The 18,795-nt window shown below is 68.5% G+C and carries 11 protein-coding genes, 1 tRNA gene, 1 rRNA gene and 1 pseudogene; 1 reads left to right on the top strand and 13 read right to left on the bottom strand.

Features of this window, described 5'->3' with window-relative positions:
• The 10 genes and pseudogenes from OKJ99_RS03045 to OKJ99_RS03000 form a co-directional block, all read right to left on the bottom strand.
• Positions 1-185: pseudogene (locus OKJ99_RS03045) on the bottom strand (hypothetical protein); the annotation flags it as partial.
• A 144-nt stretch (positions 186-329) separates the two neighbouring features.
• Positions 330-803 carry a Dps family protein gene (locus OKJ99_RS03040; RefSeq protein ID WP_326014123.1) on the bottom strand — a complete coding sequence of 158 codons (474 nt, stop codon included), beginning with the start codon at positions 801-803 and terminating at the stop codon, positions 330-332.
• Between the two features lie 176 nt (positions 804-979).
• The gene (locus OKJ99_RS03035) at positions 980-1,360 is read right to left on the bottom strand and encodes a helix-turn-helix domain-containing protein (RefSeq protein ID WP_188336490.1); all 381 of its coding nucleotides are present in this window, start codon (positions 1,358-1,360) and stop codon (positions 980-982) included.
• Between the two features lie 109 nt (positions 1,361-1,469).
• Positions 1,470-2,039: a CinA family protein gene (locus OKJ99_RS03030; protein ID WP_326014122.1), complete on the bottom strand. Its 570-nt coding sequence runs from the start codon at positions 2,037-2,039 to the stop codon at positions 1,470-1,472.
• Positions 2,036-2,716 carry a CDP-diacylglycerol--glycerol-3-phosphate 3-phosphatidyltransferase gene (gene pgsA, locus OKJ99_RS03025; RefSeq protein ID WP_326014121.1) on the bottom strand — a complete coding sequence of 227 codons (681 nt, stop codon included), beginning with the start codon at positions 2,714-2,716 and terminating at the stop codon, positions 2,036-2,038. Before pgsA ends, OKJ99_RS03030 begins: the two co-directional genes overlap by 4 nt.
• A complete protein-coding gene (gene rimO / locus OKJ99_RS03020; RefSeq protein ID WP_326014120.1) occupies positions 2,713-4,173 on the bottom strand; it encodes a 30S ribosomal protein S12 methylthiotransferase RimO in 1,461 nt (486 codons plus the stop codon). The genes pgsA and rimO overlap by 4 nt, the downstream gene beginning before the upstream one ends.
• 66 nt (positions 4,174-4,239) lie before the next feature.
• Positions 4,240-5,094, bottom strand: a complete 855-nt coding sequence (locus tag OKJ99_RS03015) for a helix-turn-helix domain-containing protein (RefSeq protein WP_326014119.1) — start codon at positions 5,092-5,094, stop codon at positions 4,240-4,242.
• A 217-nt stretch (positions 5,095-5,311) separates the two neighbouring features.
• Positions 5,312-8,086 carry a DNA translocase FtsK gene (locus OKJ99_RS03010; protein ID WP_326014118.1) on the bottom strand — a complete coding sequence of 925 codons (2,775 nt, stop codon included), beginning with the start codon at positions 8,084-8,086 and terminating at the stop codon, positions 5,312-5,314.
• A 136-nt stretch (positions 8,087-8,222) separates the two neighbouring features.
• On the bottom strand, positions 8,223-8,903 hold the full coding sequence (locus OKJ99_RS03005; protein WP_326014117.1) for a response regulator: 681 nt from the start codon (positions 8,901-8,903) through the stop codon (positions 8,223-8,225).
• Positions 8,904-9,177: 274 nt separating this feature from the next.
• Positions 9,178-14,727: a HAMP domain-containing protein gene (locus OKJ99_RS03000; RefSeq protein ID WP_326014116.1), complete on the bottom strand. Its 5,550-nt coding sequence runs from the start codon at positions 14,725-14,727 to the stop codon at positions 9,178-9,180.
• Positions 14,728-15,105: 378 nt separating this feature from the next.
• Between OKJ99_RS03000 and OKJ99_RS02995 the strand changes: the two genes are divergently transcribed.
• The gene (locus tag OKJ99_RS02995; RefSeq protein WP_326014115.1) at positions 15,106-17,727 is read left to right on the top strand and encodes a SpoIIE family protein phosphatase; all 2,622 of its coding nucleotides are present in this window, start codon (positions 15,106-15,108) and stop codon (positions 17,725-17,727) included.
• A 62-nt stretch (positions 17,728-17,789) separates the two neighbouring features.
• Here OKJ99_RS02995 and OKJ99_RS02990 read toward each other — a convergent pair.
• From OKJ99_RS02990 to rrf, 3 genes are all read right to left on the bottom strand, one after another.
• Positions 17,790-17,862, bottom strand: a tRNA-Thr gene (locus OKJ99_RS02990).
• 85 nt (positions 17,863-17,947) lie between these two features.
• Positions 17,948-18,613 (bottom strand): DegT/DnrJ/EryC1/StrS family aminotransferase, encoded by a 666-nt coding sequence (locus tag OKJ99_RS02985; RefSeq protein WP_326014124.1) that lies wholly within the window; start codon positions 18,611-18,613, stop codon positions 17,948-17,950.
• A 118-nt stretch (positions 18,614-18,731) separates the two neighbouring features.
• Positions 18,732-18,795: ribosomal RNA gene (gene rrf, locus OKJ99_RS43830) — 5S ribosomal RNA — on the bottom strand; the annotation flags it as partial.

The following is an 18,795-nucleotide window of genomic DNA, read 5'->3' as shown; positions in this document are numbered from 1 at the left end:
CCGGGCGCCCCGGCCACGCCGGCCGCCCGCGCCTTCGGCAGCGCGTGCACCGGCAGCAGGCTCAGCCCCCAGCCCCCAGCGACGAGCGCCCCTTCGAACATCCCGGCACCCGGCGCGAAGGCGAGGCGCAGGGCGCCCCACCACCACAGCGCCCCGCACACGACAGCCGGCGCCCACCGGAGCATCCGCCACCCAGCCCATGCCACCGACCGCTCACCTCCGCCCGACGACCTCCGGGACCACGGACCACGACCACGACCACGACCAATCTGCCCAGAGCCGTCGGCGCCACGCCGAGGAGCACGCGGGGCGCCGAGGTGCCGGGACCCTCAGCCCCGGTTCTCCGCCTGGAACATCCAGTGATGCTTCTCCAGGTCGGCCGTGATCCCGATGAAGAGGTCCTGGCTCACGGGATCCGCCTCGCCGGTCGAGTCCACCCGCGCGCGCATCCGCGCGATGACCGCGCCGAGCGCGTCCACGAGCGTCCCCACCGCGTCCGTGTCCTTCACCCAGCCCTCAGGGGCCACTCCCACACCGCTGGTGTCCGCCACGGTCTTCGCACGACCGTCCGGCGGGACGCCCAGCGTCGAGGCCCGCTCAGCCACCGTGTCGGAGTGCTGCCGCGCGGTGTCCACGACCTCGTCGAGCTGAAGGTGCACCGACCGGAACCGCGGACCAACCACGTTCCAGTGCACCTGCTTCGCCACAAGGGACAGGTCCACCAGATCCACGAGCGCACCCTGCAGCGCCTCGCCCACGGTCTTCAGGTCGGCATCGGGCAGCGGGCTCTTCACGACGTCCATACGTCACCTCCGTATCGAAACCACCATCAACCATGGCACACATGGCCTATTACGGACACATCGGGCCCAACCCTCGCCCACGCACACTCGGAACGCACAACAGAAAGCCCCGGCCGATCCTCTCGGCCGGGGCTTTCCCCATGTTCAAGCTGGGCTCAGAGCACTGAGCGCAGGCGCTACGCCGCTACGACGTCCACAGCCTCCGCAGGCGCCTTGATCGTCACGCGTTCCGGCGGGACGCCGGCCACGGAGACGGAATTGAGCATCGGACGAACCGGTGCGGGCACCGGCTCCGACGGGACGGCTGCTGCCGACTCGGCCAGCTCGGCGAGAGCGAGCTCATCGCTCACCTCGCGCATCAGCTCGGACATCCGTACGTCAAGCGCGTCGCAGATCGCGGAGAGCAGCTCGGAGGAAGCCTCCTTCTGCCCCCGCTCCACCTCGGAGAGATAACCGAGCGAAACTCGGGCGGACGAGGAGACTTCGCGCAGAGTACGGCCCTGGCGCTGGCGCTGCCGACGCAGCACGTCACCCAGCAGGCGACGGAGCAGAATCATCGGTGGCTCCCTCCTCGGACCGCGTAGCCGCATCCTTCACGCCCCACCGTACCGCCTTGTGCCGCGGCCGTGCGGGGAGCGATGTCGTGTTCACTCAGGGCTGCAAACATCAAAACCCCCCGTTCTGTTCCGTATCCTGTGCCCGCGCTTTCCCAGTACGTTCGCCGGAATGCGCTTCGACCAGCTCCTCGACGAGCAGTCCGAGCACGCTCCGTACACTCTCCCTACGGATTTCCGTCCGACCGCCGTTCAACCGCAGGGCGGCCACTTTGTGGCTACCAGCGAAATCGGCCACACCTTCGGAATGATCAGCTCCGGGCCCCACCACGGCCACGTACACGGTTCCGACCGGCTGCCCGTCCTGCGGCTCCGGCCCCGCTACGCCGGTCGTGGCGACGCCCCAGTCCGCCCCCAGCGCTTCCCGCACCCCGGCCGCCATGGCCAGCGCGACCTCGGGGTGCACGGGCCCGTGCCCGGCGAGCAGGTCCGCGTCGACGCCGAGCAGCTGGTGCTTGAGCTCGGTCGCGTACGCCGTGACCGAGCCGCGGAAGGCCTTGGAGGCCCCCGGCACCGCCACGAGCTCCGCGGCCACCAGGCCCCCGGTGAGCGACTCCGCGACGGCGAGGGTCTCCCCCCGCTCCGTCAACAGGCGCAGCGCCTCGACCGCCTGGTACGTCACTTCTCGGCAGCCTCCGCGGACGCCTGCGCCGCCGCCTTCGACTCGGCGAGCCCGGCGCGCCGCAGCACGACGGCCTGCCGCACGTAGTCGAGCCCGGTCACCACCGTGAGCGCGACGGCGACCGCCATCACCCACCACCGCAGCGTCGCGAGCGGCCCGGTCAGCGCCAGGATGTACATACCGACGGCCGTGCCCTGCGCGAGCGTTTTCACCTTGCCGCCGCGGCTGGCCGGAATGACCCCGTACCGAATGACGATGAAACGCAGCAGCGTGATCCCGAGCTCGCGCCCGAGAATGACACCGGTCACCCACCACGGAAGATCACCGAGCGACGAGAGACAGATCAGCGCGGCACCCATGATCGCTTTGTCGGCGATGGGGTCGGCGATCTTTCCGAAATCGGTGACCAAGTTGTATGAACGCGCCAAATGCCCGTCAAAAACATCCGTGATCATGGCAACGGCGAACGCCGCCCACGCCCAGGCCCGCCACGCCGGGTCGTACCCGCCGTCGGTCAGCATGAGCGCCACGAAACCCGGCACCAGCAGGAGCCGGATCATGGTCAGGATGTTCGCGATGTTCCACAGGCTCACCTGATGGACGGCCGCAGCACCCAGCTTGCTTCCGGGCGACGGCCTGCCGGTCCCGCCCGCAGCGGACGCCGGGACTCCGGTCATCTGTCCGCCTCCTCAGCGATCTCCAGCGGCTCGGCCACGAGGTCGACACCTTCGGTGCCGACCACCTTTGCCTCGACCATACGGCCGATTGTCAGACCGGCGCCGCTCGTGAGGCGCACCTGCCCGTCGGTCTCGGGTGCCTGGTGCACACCGCGCCCGACGACACCGTCCTCCCCGTCGACGGACTCGACGAGCACCTGCACGGCCTCGCCCACGCGCTCCTCGGCGCGCTGCGACACCAGCTGCTCGGCGAGCCGGGACAGCCGCGCGAGACGCTGCGCCACGACGTCCTCGGCGAGCTTGCCCTCGTACGTCGCCGCTTCGGTGCCATCCTCGTCGGAGTAGCCGAAGACACCGATGGCGTCCAGGCGCGCGCCGTTCAGGAAGCGCTCCAGCTCCGCGTAGTCGGCCTCGGTCTCGCCGGGGAAGCCCACGATGAAGTTCGACCGGACACCGGCCTGCGGCGCCTTGGCCCGAATGGTGTCGAGCAGCTCCAGGAACCGGTCCGTGTCACCGAAGCGCCGCATCGCGCGCAGCACGCCGGGCGCCGAGTGCTGGAAGGAGAGGTCGAAGTACGGGGCGACCTTCTCGGTCCCCGTCAGTACGTCGATCAGGCCCGGCCGCATCTCGGCGGGCTGCAGGTAGCTGACCCGCACCCGCTCGATCCCGTCGACCCCGGCCAGCTCGGGCAGCAGCGACTCCAGGAGCCGGATGTCGCCCAGGTCCTTGCCGTACGACGTGTTGTTCTCGGAGACCAGCATGACCTCCTTGACGCCCTGCTCGGCGAGCCAGCGCGTCTCGTTCAGTACGTCACTGGGGCGACGCGAGATGAACGAACCACGGAACGACGGAATGGCGCAGAACGAGCACCGCCGGTCGCAGCCGGAGGCCAGCTTCACGGACGCCACAGGGGTGCCGTCGAGCCGGCGCCGCAGCGGCGCACGCGGTCCGGACGCGGGCGCGAGGCCGTCGGGAAGATCCACCGGGGCGTGCCCCGGCAACGCGATCCCGGAGCCTGCCTCCTGCCGCTCGGCCGGGCTGATCGGCAGCAGCTTGCGGCGATCGCGCGGGGCGTGCGCCTCCACGTTGCCCCCGGACAGGATCGTCTGGAGGCGGCCGGAGATGTCCTCGTAGTCGTCGAAACCGAGCACGCCGTCGGCCTCGGGCAGCGCCTCGGCGAGCTCCTTGCCGTAGCGCTCGGCCATGCAGCCGACCGCGACCACCGCCCGCGTTCTGCCATGACCCTTGAGGTCATTGGCTTCAAGGAGGGCGTCGACGGAGTCCTTCTTCGCGGCCTCCACGAAGCCACAGGTGTTCACGACGGCGACATCGGCTGCGTCAGCGTCCTCGACGAGCTCCCAGCCGTCCGCCTCCAAGCGGCCTGCGAGCTCCTCCGAGTCCACCTCGTTACGGGCGCAGCCAAGGGTGACAAGTGCGACGGTACGGCGTTCGGGCATGGAATCAAGACTACTTCGTCCCACTGACAGCCCTAGCCGCGAGGGGTTACCGCCGGATCTCCGGGCTCAGCCGACCTCCGGGTCACCCTTCGTGTACGACAGCCGCTCGACCTGGCCGGACCTGAACTCGTCGTCGATCTGCTTGCCGTTTACATACAGCTTGATCGCGCCCGCGTCACCGAGGACGAGGTCGATCTTCTGGTTGTCCTGGAAGGTCTTCGTCTGGCCGTCCTGCAGCAGCCCGTCGAACATGATCCGCCCGTTGTGGTCCTTGGCGGAGATCCAGCTGCGTCCGTCCGACGCGTTCACCTTGACGGTGACCTTGTCCGCGGGGGCCGCGGCGATCGCGCTGTCGGTCGGATCCGGCTTCGGGTCGGTCGGCTTCTTGGTGCTGGGGCTCGGCTTCTTGGCCGTGGGCTTGCTGGTCGCCGGGGTGGAGCCCTCGGCGGCCTGCTGCTGGCCGCCGTCGCTGTCGCCGCCGCTGAACGCGGTGTAGCCGACGAAGGCGACGACCGCCACGATCGCCGCCACCATGGCGGCCGTCCAGTTGGGCCTGCGCGGCTCGGAGCGGATCCGCTCGGTCTCGAACAGCGGAGTGGCCGGCGTCGGCGCGGGGCGTCCGTCGTGCTCGTCGCCGTACTGCTCGATCAGCGGCTCGGGATCGAGGCCCACGGCACGCGCGAGCGTGCGGATGTGGCCTCGTGCGTACACGTCACCGCCGCAGCGCGAGAAATCGTCCTGCTCGATGGCTTGCACGATCGGGATGCGCACCCGGGTCGACTGGCTGACCTCGTCGACGGTCAGATCCGCGTCGACGCGTGCCTGCTGGAGGGCACGACCGATCGACGGCCGGTCGTCGTCCGCGTGCGGGATGCGGTCTTCCGAAGGGCGGTCGTCTTCAGGGGAGTTGCCGATGGACACGGGGGCGCCTTTCGAGCGTGTAGCCACCTGCTGGAGGTTCAGTGTAGGGGGGGTGTGAATGGGTGAGGCAACCGGGCGGTCGGACTTTGTACGCCATCAGAATGGCCCGCCATCCCGTTGGCGACGTACACGGCTGTCTCCTCCTCAACTTGACGTAGCCGACGAGGAAACGGTTGCTCCGATGCCCGTACGGGTGACGTCGTTCGAGGGGATCACCTTAAGGATGAGCCTCCCCGCGGATCACCGCGAGCACTCCCTCCAGCTCATCGGCTTTCACAAGAACGTCCCGAGCCTTTGAACCTTCACTGGGTCCGACGATGTTCCTCGATTCCATCAAATCCATGAGCCGCCCGGCCTTGGCGAAGCCCACGCGCAGCTTGCGCTGCAGCATGGAGGTCGAACCGAACTGCGTCGAGACGACCAGTTCGACGGCCGCGCACAGCAGGTCCAGGTCGTCGCCGATGTCCTCGTCGATCTCCTTCTTCTGCTTGGTGCCCACCGTGACGTCGTCCCGGAAGACGGGCGCCATCTGGTCCTTGCAGTGCTGCACGATGGCGTGGATCTCGTCCTCTATGACGAAAGCACCCTGCATACGGGTCGGCTTGTTCGCCCCCATGGGGAGGAACAGGCCGTCGCCCTTGCCGATCAGCTTCTCGGCGCCAGGCTGATCGAGGATGACCCGGCTGTCGGCGAGCGAGGAGGTGGCGAAGGCGAGCCGTGAGGGCACGTTCGCCTTGATGAGGCCGGTGACGACGTCGACCGACGGCCGCTGCGTGGCCAGGACCAGGTGGATGCCGGCCGCGCGCGCGAGCTGCGTGATCCGGACGATGGAGTCCTCGACGTCCCTCGGCGCGACCATCATCAGGTCGGCGAGCTCATCGACGATCACCAGCAGATACGGGTACGCCTTCAGTTCCCGCTCACTGCCCTCGGGCGTGGTGAGCTTGCCGTCCTTGACCGCCTGATTGAAGTCGTCGATGTGCCGGTAACCGAAGGCCGCGAGGTCGTCGTAGCGCAGATCCATCTCCCGCACGACCCACTGAAGTGCTTCGGCGGCCTTCTTGGGGTTGGTGATGATCGGCGTGATCAGGTGCGGGATCCCCTCGTACGCGGTCAGCTCCACGCGCTTGGGGTCGACGAGGACCATCCTGACGTCCTCGGGCGTCGCCCGCATCATGATCGAGGTGATCAGACAGTTGATGCACGACGACTTGCCGGAGCCGGTGGCACCGGCGACCAGGATGTGCGGCATCTTCGCCATGTTGGCCATCACGTAGCCGCCCTCGACGTCCTTGCCGAGCGCGACGAGCATGGGGTGGTCGTCCTCGGCCGCGTCCGCGAGGCGCAGCACGTCGCCTACGTTGACCATCTCGCGGTCCGTGTTCGGGATCTCGATGCCGACCGCCGACTTGCCGGGGATCGGCGAGATGATCCGGACGTCCGGGGACGCGACGGCGTACGCGATGTTCTTCGCCAGGGCCGTGATCTTCTCGACCTTCACGGCGGGGCCGAGCTCGATCTCGTACCGCGTGACCGTGGGGCCACGCGTGAAGCCCGTGACGGACGCGTCGACCTTGAACTCGGTGAAGACGGTCGACAGCGACTCGACGACGATGTCGTTGGCGGCGCTGCGCGATTTGCCCGGGCCGCCGCGCGTGAGCAGGTCGAGGGAGGGCAGCGCGTACGTGATGTCGCCGGCGAGCTGGAGCTGCTCGGCGCGCGGCGGCAGGTCCCCCCTCGGCTCGGGTGCGGACTTGGTGAGGTCCGCTACGCCGAGGGACGTGGGCGTCGGCTCAGGCTCCTTCTGAGCGCCCGCGGGCGCCTTCTTGGCCCTGGCCGTGGGCACGGCCGCCGAGCGGTCCCCTGTGGACGTCTCACCGCTGTTCTCGCCGCTGCTCTCGCCGGAGACGCCCTGCGTGAGGTCCGCGACGAGCGGCGAAGGCGGCATGCCGTGCAGCACGGCCCCGTCGAGCGCGGCGGCCGCGGCGGCGGCCACGTCGACCGCGTCCATCGGCCGCTCCATCGCGGGCTGCACGGACCGCCGCGACTTGCGCCGCTTGGCGAACGCCTCCTCCTCGGCGCGCTCGGGGTCGTACGACTCCGGGGCCGCGGGCCGCTTGCGCGAGCGCACGGGCGTGGCCTCGCGCCACTCGTCGTCGTACTCGTCCGGGGCTCCGTCGGCGAAGGCCGCGTCCTCGTGCACGACGCCGAGCTTCACGCCGAGCTGGTGCAGGCGCTGCGGAATGGCGTTGACAGGCGTCGCGGTCACCACGAGCAGCCCGAACACGGTCAGCAGAACGAGCAGCGGGACCGCGAGCACCTGGGTCATCGTGAAGCTCAGCGGCGTCGCGGCGGCCCATCCGATGAGCCCGCCCGCGTCCCTTATGGCGCGCATGCCGTCCCCGCGCGCGGGTGAGCCGCACGCGATGTGGACCTGTCCGAGCACGCCGATGACGAGCGCGGAGAGGCCGATCACGATCCGCCCGTTGGCCTCGGGCTGCTCGGGGTGCCGGATGAGGCGTACGGCGATGATCCCGAGCAGGATCGGCACCAGCAGGTCGAGGCGGCCGAACGCGCCGGTCACCAGCATGTCGACGAGGTCGCCGACCGGACCCTGCAGATTGGACCAGGTACCGGCCGCGCAGATCAGCCCGATCCCGAGCAGCAACAGCGCGAGCCCGTCCTTGCGGTGTGCCGGGTCGAGCCCCTTCGCGCCCCGCCCTATGCCCCGGAACATCGCCCCCACGCTGTGCGCGACGCCGAGCCACAAGGCGCGTACGAGCTTGTACAGGCCCCCGGTCGGATTGGGCGCCGGCTTGGGTGCGGGCTTCTTCGCCATGGCCTTCTTGGCGGGTGCCCTCTTGGGCGCCGGCTTCTTGGCCGCAGCCTTCTTCACGGGGGCTTTTTTGGCAGCGGCCTTCTTCGCCGGAGCCTTGGTCGGCGCCGCCGTCTTCTTCGCGGGCGACTTCTTGGCTGCGGGACGTGAGGCCATGGGTCTGAGGTTACCGGGGGAGCCGACCTTGGACACGTGTGCCCACCGCTTCACCCGATCGTGTCGCGAACTGACGAGGTGAAAACTGACGTGCCCTCAAAGCCCCAGCGGCGCCCCCGATTCCGGGGCGACCGCCTCAGTTCTGGGACGGCAGTGAGGGCGCTCCGCTGCCCGTCCCGGGCTCCAGGGCGTCAAGCGCCCTGCGCAGTCCGGTGAGCTTGCGCTCCAGGTGCGCCGCCGTGGCCACCGCCGCGGCGTCCGCGGACTCGTCGTCCAACTGCTTCGACAGCGCCTCTGCCTGCTCCTCGACCGCGGCGAGTCGCGCCGACAGCTCGGCGAGCAGCCCCGCGGGCTCCTTGGTGTCCCCGATGGCCTTGCCGCCGCCCTCCAGCTGGAGCCGCAGCAGCGCCGCCTGCTCCCGGAGCTGGCAGTTCTTCATGTACAGCTCGACGAACACCGAGACCTTGGCGCGCAGCACCCAGGGGTCGAACGGCTTGGAGATGTAGTCGACCGCCCCTGCCGCGTAGCCACGGAACGTGTGATGCGGTCCGTGGTTGATCGCGGTGAGGAAGATGATCGGGATGTCCCGTGTCCGCTCGCGGCGCTTGATGTGCGCAGCGGTTTCGAATCCGTCCATTCCCGGCATCTGAACGTCCAGCAGAATGACCGCGAAATCGTCCGTGAGCAGCGCCTTCAGCGCTTCCTCCCCGGACGATGCCCGTACCAGTGTCTGATCGAGCGCGGAGAGGATGGCCTCCAGCGCCAGCAGATTCTCCGGCCGGTCATCGACCAGGAGGATCTTGGCCTTCTGCACCATGGCCCGCCCTCCTCGCCCCGGCATGGGGCCGCCCCTGTCCGCAGGACTCGGGGAGGCTCCTTTCGCCACCCCAGGGGACGACTCCCTTGCGTCGTCCGTCCTTGTGCCGGTCATGGTAGCCGCACCCCGCCTGTCGCCACACCCTGTCACCGCGATGTCACCGTGCACGTAGCAGAAACGCGGTGGGAGACCAGAAGGTTCCCCGAATCCCGCGCCTCTACACGACTTCGACCACACTCAGTCAGCAACTCATCTTGAACATTTCGGTTTCCGGTCACTCGCCATGCATCCACCGCTCCATCACAGAGAGCAGATGATCCGGATCGACCGGCTTCGTAACGTAGTCGGAAGCGCCCGACTCGATGGCCTTCTCCCGGTCGCCCTTCATCGCCTTCGCGGTGAGCGCGATGATCGGCAGCCCGGCGAACTGCGGCATCCTACGGATCGCCGTCGTCGTCGCGTAGCCGTCCATCTCCGGCATCATGATGTCCATCAGCACAACTGTCACATCGTCGTGCTGTTCGAGGACTTCGATGCCCTCACGCCCGTTCTCCGCATACAGGACCGAGAGGCCCTGCTGCTCCAGAACGCTGGTGAGCGCGAACACGTTGCGGATGTCGTCATCGACGATGAGTACCTTCTCGCCGCCGAACAGCAGCCCGCGCCGGGGCGTGGGCGCGCTCTTCTCGCCCGCACCCGTCGCTCCCGCCATGCCGCCGTCCCAGTGCTCCTCCGCGCGCTCCTGAGCGGGCAGCGGCTGGCCCTGCAGCGCCGTCCGCTCGGGCGGCGTCGGAGTCGACCGGCGCCGGCGCCGGAACAGCGCCGCGGGCCCGTTCTGGGTGTCCTGGTAGGACCTCACCTCGGCCGGGGTCTCCACCTCGGCGGGCTCGGGATCGGCATCGGGCGCCGCGTTGAGGGCGAGCCGCTCCCCCGGTTGGATGGTCGGCGCGATCTGCGCGTAGCCCTGGGGCGGCAGTTCGCTCGGGTGCATCGGCAGGTACAGCGTGAAGGTCGAGCCGCGTCCGGGCTCGCTCTGCGCGTAAATCTCACCGCCCAGGAGGCGGGCGATCTCGCGGCTGATGGACAGACCCAGGCCCGTACCGCCGTACTTGCGGCTCGTCGTGCCGTCGGCCTGCTTGAACGCCTCGAAGATGACGCGCATCTTGCTGGCCGCGATGCCGATGCCGGTGTCGGTCACCGAGAAGGCGATCACCTCGCCGTCGACCTCGGTCATCGAGCCCGCTTCCAGCAGCTGGTGACGAATCGCGTTCGGGACGTCGGCGCCGGCTGGCCTGATGACGAGCTCGACGGCACCGGAGTCGGTGAACTTCACCGCGTTCGAGAGCAGGTTGCGCAGCACCTGAAGGAGGCGCTGTTCGTCGGTGTGCAACGTAGTGGGCAGTTCCGGCGACACCCTTACGGAGAAGTCGAGTTGCTTCTCCGCGGTCAGCGGCCGGAACGTGGCCTCTACGTAGTCGACAAGTTGCACCAGGGCGATGCGCGTCGGCGAGACGTCCATCTTGCCCGCCTCGACCTTCGACAGGTCCAGGATGTCGTTGATCAACTGGAGCAGGTCGGAGCCCGCTCCGTGGATCGTCTCGGCGAACTCGACCTGCTTCGGGGTGAGGTTCGCGTCCGCGTTGTCGGCCAGCAACTTGGCAAGGATCAGCAGCGAGTTGAGCGGCGTGCGCAACTCGTGCGACATGTTGGCGAGGAACTCGCTCTTGTAGCGCATCGAGACGGCGAGCTGCTCGGCGCGCTCCTCCAGGACCTGCCGCGCGTCCTCGATCTCGGTGTTCTTCACCTCGATGTCGCGGTTCTGCTGAGCGAGCAGTTCGGCCTTCTCCTCCAGCTCGGCGTTGGACGCCTGGAGGGCCTTCTGCCGGTTCTCCAACTCGGCGGAGCGCTCACGGAGCTGCTCGGTCAGCTCCTGCGACTGCCTCAGCAGGACCTCCGTCTTCGTGTTGACGGAGATCGTATTGACGCTCGTCGCGATCATCTCGGCGATCTGCCCGAGGAAGTCCTTCTGGATCTGCGTGAACGGCGTGAACGACGCCAGCTCGATCACACCGAGCACCGTGTCCTCGAACAGCACGGGGATCACGATGACCTGCGCCGGAGGCGCCTCACCGAGCCCGGAGGCGATCTTCAGGTAGCCGCTGGGCGCGTTGTCCACAAGGATCGTGCGCCGCTCCTGCGCAGCCGTCCCGATGAGCGTCTCGCCGGGCCGGAAGGCCGTCGGCATGGAGCCCATGGAGTAGCCGTAGCTCCCGCACATGCGCAGCTCGTACGCGTCCTCGCCCGCGACCGCCACGTCGGCGCTGTCTTCCAGCGGCAGCGCAAGGAAGAACGCGCCGTGCTGCGCCGACACCACCGGCGTCAGCTCGCTCATGATGAGCCCCGCCACGTCGTCGAGGTCACGGCGACCCTGCATCAGACCCGAGATGCGGGCCAGGTTGCCCTTGAGCCAGTCCTGCTCCTCATTGGCGATCGTGGTGTCGCGCAGGTTCGAGATCATCTTGTTGATGTTGTCCTGCAGGACCTGGATCTCGCCCGCGGCATCGACATCGATCTTGAGGTTGAGGTCGCCGCGGGTCACCGCGGTGGCGACGGCCGCGATGGCGCGCACCTGACGGGTCAGGTTCCCGGCCATCTCGTTCACCGACTCGGTCAGGTCGCGCCATGTGCCGTCCACGTCGCGCACCCGCGCCTGGCCGCCCAACTGGCCCTCGGTGCCCACCTCACGGGCCACCCGGGTCACCTGCTCCGCGAACGAGGACAGCTGGTCGACCATCGTGTTGATCGTGGTCTTCAGCTCGAGGATCTCGCCGCGCGCGTCGATGTCGATCTTCTTGGTCAGGTCGCCCTTGGCGATGGCGGTCGTCACCATCGCGATGTTGCGCACCTGTCCGGTCAGGTTCGAGGCCATACCGTTCACGGATTCGGTCAGGTCCTTCCACGTACCGGAGACTCCGGGTACGCGGGCCTGGCCGCCGAGGATGCCGTCCGTGCCCACCTCGCGGGCCACCTTGGTGACCTGGTCGGCGAACGAACTCAGGGTCCGCACCATCGTGTTGAACGTGTCGGCGAGCTGCGCGACCTCGCCGCGCGCCTCGATGGTGACCTGACGCGTCAGGTCACCATTGGCCACCGCGTTGGCGACCTGGGAGATGTTGCGCACCTGCATGGTCAGGTTGTTGGCCATCAGGTTGACGTTGTCGCTCAGGTCCTTCCAGATACCGGTGATGCCCGGCACCCGCGCCTGGCCGCCCAGCTGCCCCTCGGTGCCCACCTCACGGGCCACCCGCGTCACCTGCTCGGCGAACGCCGAGAGCTGGTCCACCATCGTGTTCACAGTGGTGACGAGTTCGAGGATCTCGCCCTTGGCGTCGACGGTGATCTTCTTGGAGAGGTCGCCACGCGCCACCGCCGTCGTGACCTCGGCGATGTTGCGCACCTGAAGCGTCAGGTTGTTGGCCATGCCGTTCACGGACTGCGTCAGGTCCTTCCACGTACCCGACACGCCCTGCACCTCGGCCTGTCCGCCGAGGATGCCGTCCGTACCCACCTCACGGGCCACCCGCGTCACCTGCTCGGCGAAGGCGGAGAGCTGGTCGACCATCGTGTTGAGGGTGTTCTTCAGCTCCAGGATCTCGCCGCGGGCATCCACGTCGATCTTCTGCGACAGATCACCACGCGCCACCGCCGTGGCCACCTGGGCGATGTTGCGCACCTGGGCCGTGAGGTTGCCGGCCATGCCGTTCACGGAATCCGTCAGATCGCGCCACACGCCGGCGACGCCGGGCACCTGCGCCTGGCCGCCCAGACGGCCCTCCGTGCCCACCTCACGGGCCACCCGGGTCACCTGGTCCGCGAAGGCGGAGAGCTGGTCGACCATCGTGTTGATGGTGTTCTTCAGCTCCAGGATCTCGCCGCGGGCATCCACGTCGATCTTCTGCGACAGATCACCACGCGCCACCGCTGTCGTGACCTGAGCGATCTGCCGTACCTGTGAAGTCAGGTTTCCGGCCATGAAGTTGACGGAGTCGGTCAGTTCCTTCCACGTGCCGCTCACGCCGTCCACGCGGGCCTGGCCGCCCAGGCGGCCCTCCGTGCCCACGTCACGCGCCATCCGCGTCACCTGGTCGGCGAAGCTCGACAGCTGGTCCACCATCGTGTTCACGGTGTTCTTCAACTGAAGCATCTCGCCGGAGACGTCGACGGTGACCTTCTGCGACAGATCACCGTTCGCCACCGCCGTCGTCACCTGGGCGATGTTGCGCACCTGGCCGGTGAGGTTCCGGAACGCCGTGTTGACGGAGTCGGTCAGGTCCTTCCACGTACCGGCCGCACCGGGCACGAGGGCCTGGCCGCCGAGCTCACCCTCGACACCGATCTCCCGGGCCACACGCGTGACTTCGGAACCGAAGGCGGACAGCTGGTCCACCATCGTGTTCACGGTGTTCTTCAGCTCGAGCATCTCACCGGCGACGTCGACGGTGACCTTCTGCGACAGATCACCGTTCGCCACCGCCGTCGTGACGGTCGCGATGTCCCGCACCTGAGTTGTGAGGTTCCGGAAAACCGTGTTCACCGAATCGGTGAGGTCCTTCCACGTGCCGGCGGCTCCGGGCACATTGGCCTGGCCGCCGAGCTGGCCCTCGGCACCGACCTCGTTCGCCACACGCGTGACCTCGTCCGCGAAAGTACGCAGGGTCTCCGTCATCTGGTTGATGGTCTCGGCCAGCTGGGCGACCTCGCCGCGCGCCGACACCGTGACCTTCTGCGACAGATCACCGTTGGCCACGGCCGTGGTGACCTGAGCGATTCCACGCACCTGCGCGGTCAGGTTGCCGGCCATAAGGTTCACCGAATCGGTGAGGTCCTTCCACACTCCGGCCACACCGGGCACCTGCGCCTGGCCGCCGAGCTCACCCTCCGTGCCCACTTCGCGGGCCACACGCGTGACCTCGGAGGAGAACGACGAGAGCTGGTCCACCATCGTGTTCACGGTGTTCTTCAGCTCGAGCATCTCGCCCGCGACGTGAACCGTGACCTTCCGGGACAAGTCGCCCTTGGCCACCGCGGTGGTGACGAGAGCAATGTCACGCACCTGTGCGGTCAGCCGGTACGCCATCGTGTTGACGGAATCCGTGAGATCTTTCCACGAACCGGACATTCCACGTACGCGCGCCTGTCCACCGAGCTTGCCCTCGGTACCCACCTCGCTGGCCACGCGCGTGACCTCGTCGGTGAACGTGGAGAGCTGATCGACCAGATTGTTGACGGTCCGGCCGACCTTCAGGAACTCACCGCGCAGCGGATGCCCGTTCCCCTCCGGTTTCCCTTCCGGCACCTGGGCCCGCAGCTCCATCCGTGGTGACAGATCGCCGTCCGCGACCGCCGAGAGCACCCTCCCGACCTCTGAGACGGGCCGTACGAGGTCGTCCACGAGCGCGTTGGACGCATTGATCGCCGTGGCCCAGGAGCCCTCACAGGCGCCCGTCTCGAGCCGCTCGGTGAGCTTGCCCTCGCGTCCGACCGTGCGCCGCACCCGTGACATCTCACCCGTCAAGTGCAGATTTCGGTCGGCCACCTCGTTGAAAACGGCCGCGATCTCCGACATCACCCCGTCTCCGCTGACGGTCAGGCGCTTGCGGAAATTGCCGTCTCTCATCGCGACAAGGCCTGCGAGCAGCCTGTTCAACGCCGCGGTATCCACGTTCGTCGTTCCGCTGCCACCGCGCGTTTTGCGCTGTTTTGCCAGGGACTGTCCGTCTTCTGCGCGCGTCTTCTTGCTCCGCGTCGCTGCGCCAGACTCCACTGTGTCCCTCCCGCAGGGGTCGACCTGTACTGCTCGGGTAGCTCGGGTTTCTCGGATTCGCTTCTACCGCCGCATCGGCACTTCAATGCGTTCTTCTATGGAAGCTTGCCCAGTGTTTCACCATGGCTGAACCAGGCCATAACAGTTCGGCAGCTTCGCACACCGTCCGCACACCCTCCGGGCGGAAACACAGACGACCGGCATCCGCATGGACGGCGAAGGTAAGTAACCTTGCATGCGGCTGTCCACCCACCCCGGTCTGCCCGGCCTGGGCGGTGGCGGAAAACGAGCGGGCATCGGAGGGGCGGCCGAGACATGGGTACGGGAGACCTGGGCCTCGACACTCGGACAACGAGTACAACTCGTACAGGGAGTTCTGTGATCACCGCGCGCGCGGCTGCCACTTTCGAACCGGTCGGGCGATCCGTCGCGACCGCCCGCTCCTTCGTCCGAGACACCCTCCAAGGGTGGGGCCATGCCGACATCATCGACGACGCCGTCGTCCTGACCAGCGAACTCGTGACAAATGCCGTGGTTCACGCGGGCACATCCGCGGAGGTTCTGTGCCTGCGAAGTGAGGACCACGTCCGCATCGAGGTCTCCGACCGCTACCCGGAGCGCGAGATTCCGCTGCAGTCGTCCACCATGAACATGGGCAGCCCGGACCGCGAGGGCGGCCGCGGCCTCCAGCTCTGCGCCGCGCTCGCCGGCCGCTGGGGCGTAGACTATTCGGCCACCCACAAGCGGGTCTGGTTCCAACTCGACCTTCCCGAGCGCTCGGTGGGCACCCGCGCCGCGGGCCCCAACCTCCCCATCGACCTCCTCCCGCTCGCGGACGAGCGGGTCCGCGTGGCCGTCGTCCAGATCGACAGGGTCGGCGCGATCACCGGGTGGAACGAGGACGCGGAGGAGCTCTTCGGATACGCGGCCGAGCAGGTCACCGGCAAACTCCTCACGGACTTCGCGGCATGGCCGCACACGCCCGGCACCAGCACGGGCATCGTCGAGGCACTCCAACTCTCGCGCTGGGAGGGCAGTTACGGCATCCGCGGCTCCAATGGCCGCGTGACGCCCGTGTACGCCTCGCACCTGCGCGTCCGCGACACCGACGGCGAACCGTCGACCGTGTGCCTCCTGGTACGCGATCACGAGCGGGCCATCCTCCAGACCCCGCTGCGCCTCCCCTCGCCCGACACCGCCACGCACTCCGACAGCCAGGGCTCCGACCCGTTCGAGGTCTTCATCGGCTCGCCGGCCCCCGACGACCTCGACGGGCTGCTCCAGCGCACCGTCGAGCGCGCTCGCGACATGCTCGACGGCGACTCCGCGTTCCTGCTCCTCGCCACCGACGACGAGACGGAGCTGGAGGTCCGCGCGTCGACCGGCCTGCCGTCCGCACGGCAGCGCTTCGCGCGCGTACCCGTCGAAGTCGGCCCCGGCCGCTACGGTTCGGCCCGGATGCCCGCCGTGCACGAGGACCTGACCCAAGTCCCGGGCGCGGTCCCGCTCTTGAACGGCACGGGCATGCGCTCGGTCGTCACGGTCCCCCTCAAGGTCGAGGGCCGCCTCACGGGCTCTCTGGGAGTCGCCGCGGAGGCCCCAGACCGCTACTCGAACGAAGAGGCGCTACGCCTGCAGTTCGCCGCCGACCGCATCGCGCTGGCCGTCGAGTCGGCCCGCCTCGGCGAACTCGAAAAGCTCCGCCGCGGCTCGCTGAGCTTCCTCGTCGAAGCCTCCGACCTTCTGGCGGGCACGCTCGACAGGGACCAAACCCTGGCGCTCATGGCCCAGATGACGGTCCCGACCCTCGCCACATGGTGCGCGGTCTACACGATCGCCGACCAGGCCTCGGAACCGTACCTCTCCTATGTGCTGCACGAGGACGAGGAGCGGATCGACGGCCTGAAGGCGCTCCTTTCGAAGATCGCCCCACCGGACCCGGTCCCGACTCCTGGCGCCCGCGTCTGGGCGGCCCCCGCGGAAGCCGCCCATCAGGCCGCCCTGCGTACGTCCATGAGAAGCCTGGGCCTCGGCGAACCGGCGAGCGTCAGCTCCGGCATCGGCACGACGCTCCAGACGGCCTCCGCGGTCGGCGGCGAGACCGTCGTGCTCCCCCTGGTGGCCCGCAACCGCGTCATCGGCATGCTGACCCTCGGCAAGCCGACGGACGAACACTTCCGCCAGGAAATCCTGGAGCTGGCCGAGGACTTGAGCCGCAGGGCCGCCCTGGCGCTCGACAACGCGCGCCTCTACTCGGAGCGCATGGCGATCAGCCAGTCCCTCCAGCGCAGCCTCCTGCCCCCGGAGCTCCCCAACGTCCCCGGCGTCGAGGTGGAGGTCATCTACCGCGCGGCCGGCGAGGGCAACGAGGTGGGCGGCGACTTCTACGACCTGTTCCCCATCCGGGACGGCGCGTACGGCTTCGCCATCGGCGACGTCTGCGGCACGGGCCCGGAGGCGGCGGCCGTCACCGGCCTGGCCCGCCACGCCCTGCGCCTGCTCGCCCGCGAGGGCTTCGGCGGCCCGGCGGTCCTGGAGCGCCTGAACGCGGCGATCCTCGACGAGGGCGCCCGCAGCCGCTTCCTGACCCTGCTCTACGGGGAGTTGTGGCCGCAGGAGGACGGCTCGGCGGTCCTGAAGATGGTCTGCGCCGGACACCCGCTCCCGCTCCGCCTGCGCCAGGACGGCTCCGTCGTGCCGTACGCGGAGCCCCAGCCGCTGCTCGGCGTCATGGACGACCTGGAGCTGTACGAGCAGACTCTGACGCTCGACCCGGGCGATGTCCTGCTCTGCGTCACGGACGGCATCACCGAGCGCCGCGAGGGCAGCCGCATGCTCGGCGACGACGGCCTGGCGGATGTCCTGTCCACCTGTACTGGCCTCACGGCAGGGGCAGTTGCCGCCCGCATCATGCGCGCGGTGGAGCGCTTCGCCGCCGACGCCCCGTCGGACGACATGGCGATCCTCGCGATGCGCGTGCCGGGCCTGCACCACGACTGAGGCCGCCGGGGCGGGGGCAACGAAAAAGGCCTCCGCCCACTGGGCGGAGGCCTTGATCAACGAGCCCCCAAGCGGAATCGAACCGCTGACCTTCTCCTTACCATGGAGACGCTCTACCGACTGAGCTATAGGGGCCTGTCGCTTTCACGGTTTCCCGCTTGGCAACGACATAAAGCATACCTGATGTTGAGGCCCCTCCGAACCAGTGACCAGGGCCGTTCTAGAAGGCCGGCTGCAGCAATCCACCCAATGCGTTGCAGGCCTGCACGACCCGCTGCAACTGCCGCCGTGACATTGCCGCTTCGACCGGCAGGGCGAGCGTCTCGCCGGCGGCCAGCTCGGTTTCCGGAAGCGCGATGTCGAACCGGAAACCCGGCAGCCGGTGCACCGGTGTCTTCACCGGCACCCGGCACTCGACGCCCTTCCCGCGCAACACCCGCGCGAAGGCGTCCCGATCCGGCCGCCCATTACCGGGCACCCGCACCACGTACTGCTGATACGTGTGCCCTTCCTGCCCGACAGGAGTCCGTACGCCGGTGAGCCGCGCGCTCAAATAGGCGGCGTGCACACGGCGTTGAGCCACCTCGTCGTACGATTTCTCGGACTCGCCCGGCTCCTCCAGCACGAGCAGGCCGTGCCGCCGGCCCAACTCCCGCAGCCCGGCGAGATCTGCCCGGTGCCCAAAGCGGTGCACGGCGACGACCGCCGCGGTGCGTGCGCTCACACTGGCGGCCACGTGGGAGGGATCGATGCAGTACGTCTCCGGGTGAATGTCGGCGAAGACCGGCACGGCCCCCGCCCGCACGACGTCCTCGGCGACCTCGGCGTTGCCGAAGGCCGGCACGATGACCTCGTCCCCGGTACCGACACCTGCGGCTCGCAGCATTTCAACTGTGCCCATGTCAGTGATCGTGCCCAGGCGACGTGAACGACGGGTGACGGGAAACAAAAAAGAGCTGGTCCCTGAACCAAAAGGTTCAGGGACCAGCTCTTCTATAAAATTAGTTCGGCGGCGTCCTACTCTCCCACAGGGTCCCCCCTGCAGTACCATCGGCGCTATGAGGCTTA

Origin of the sequence: Streptomyces endophyticus (assembly GCF_035798155.1) — a bacterium.
GTDB lineage: Bacteria > Actinomycetota > Actinomycetes > Streptomycetales > Streptomycetaceae > Streptomyces > Streptomyces endophyticus.
Note: the sequence above shows the minus strand (reverse complement) of the source record. Positions and strands in the feature narration are given on the sequence as shown.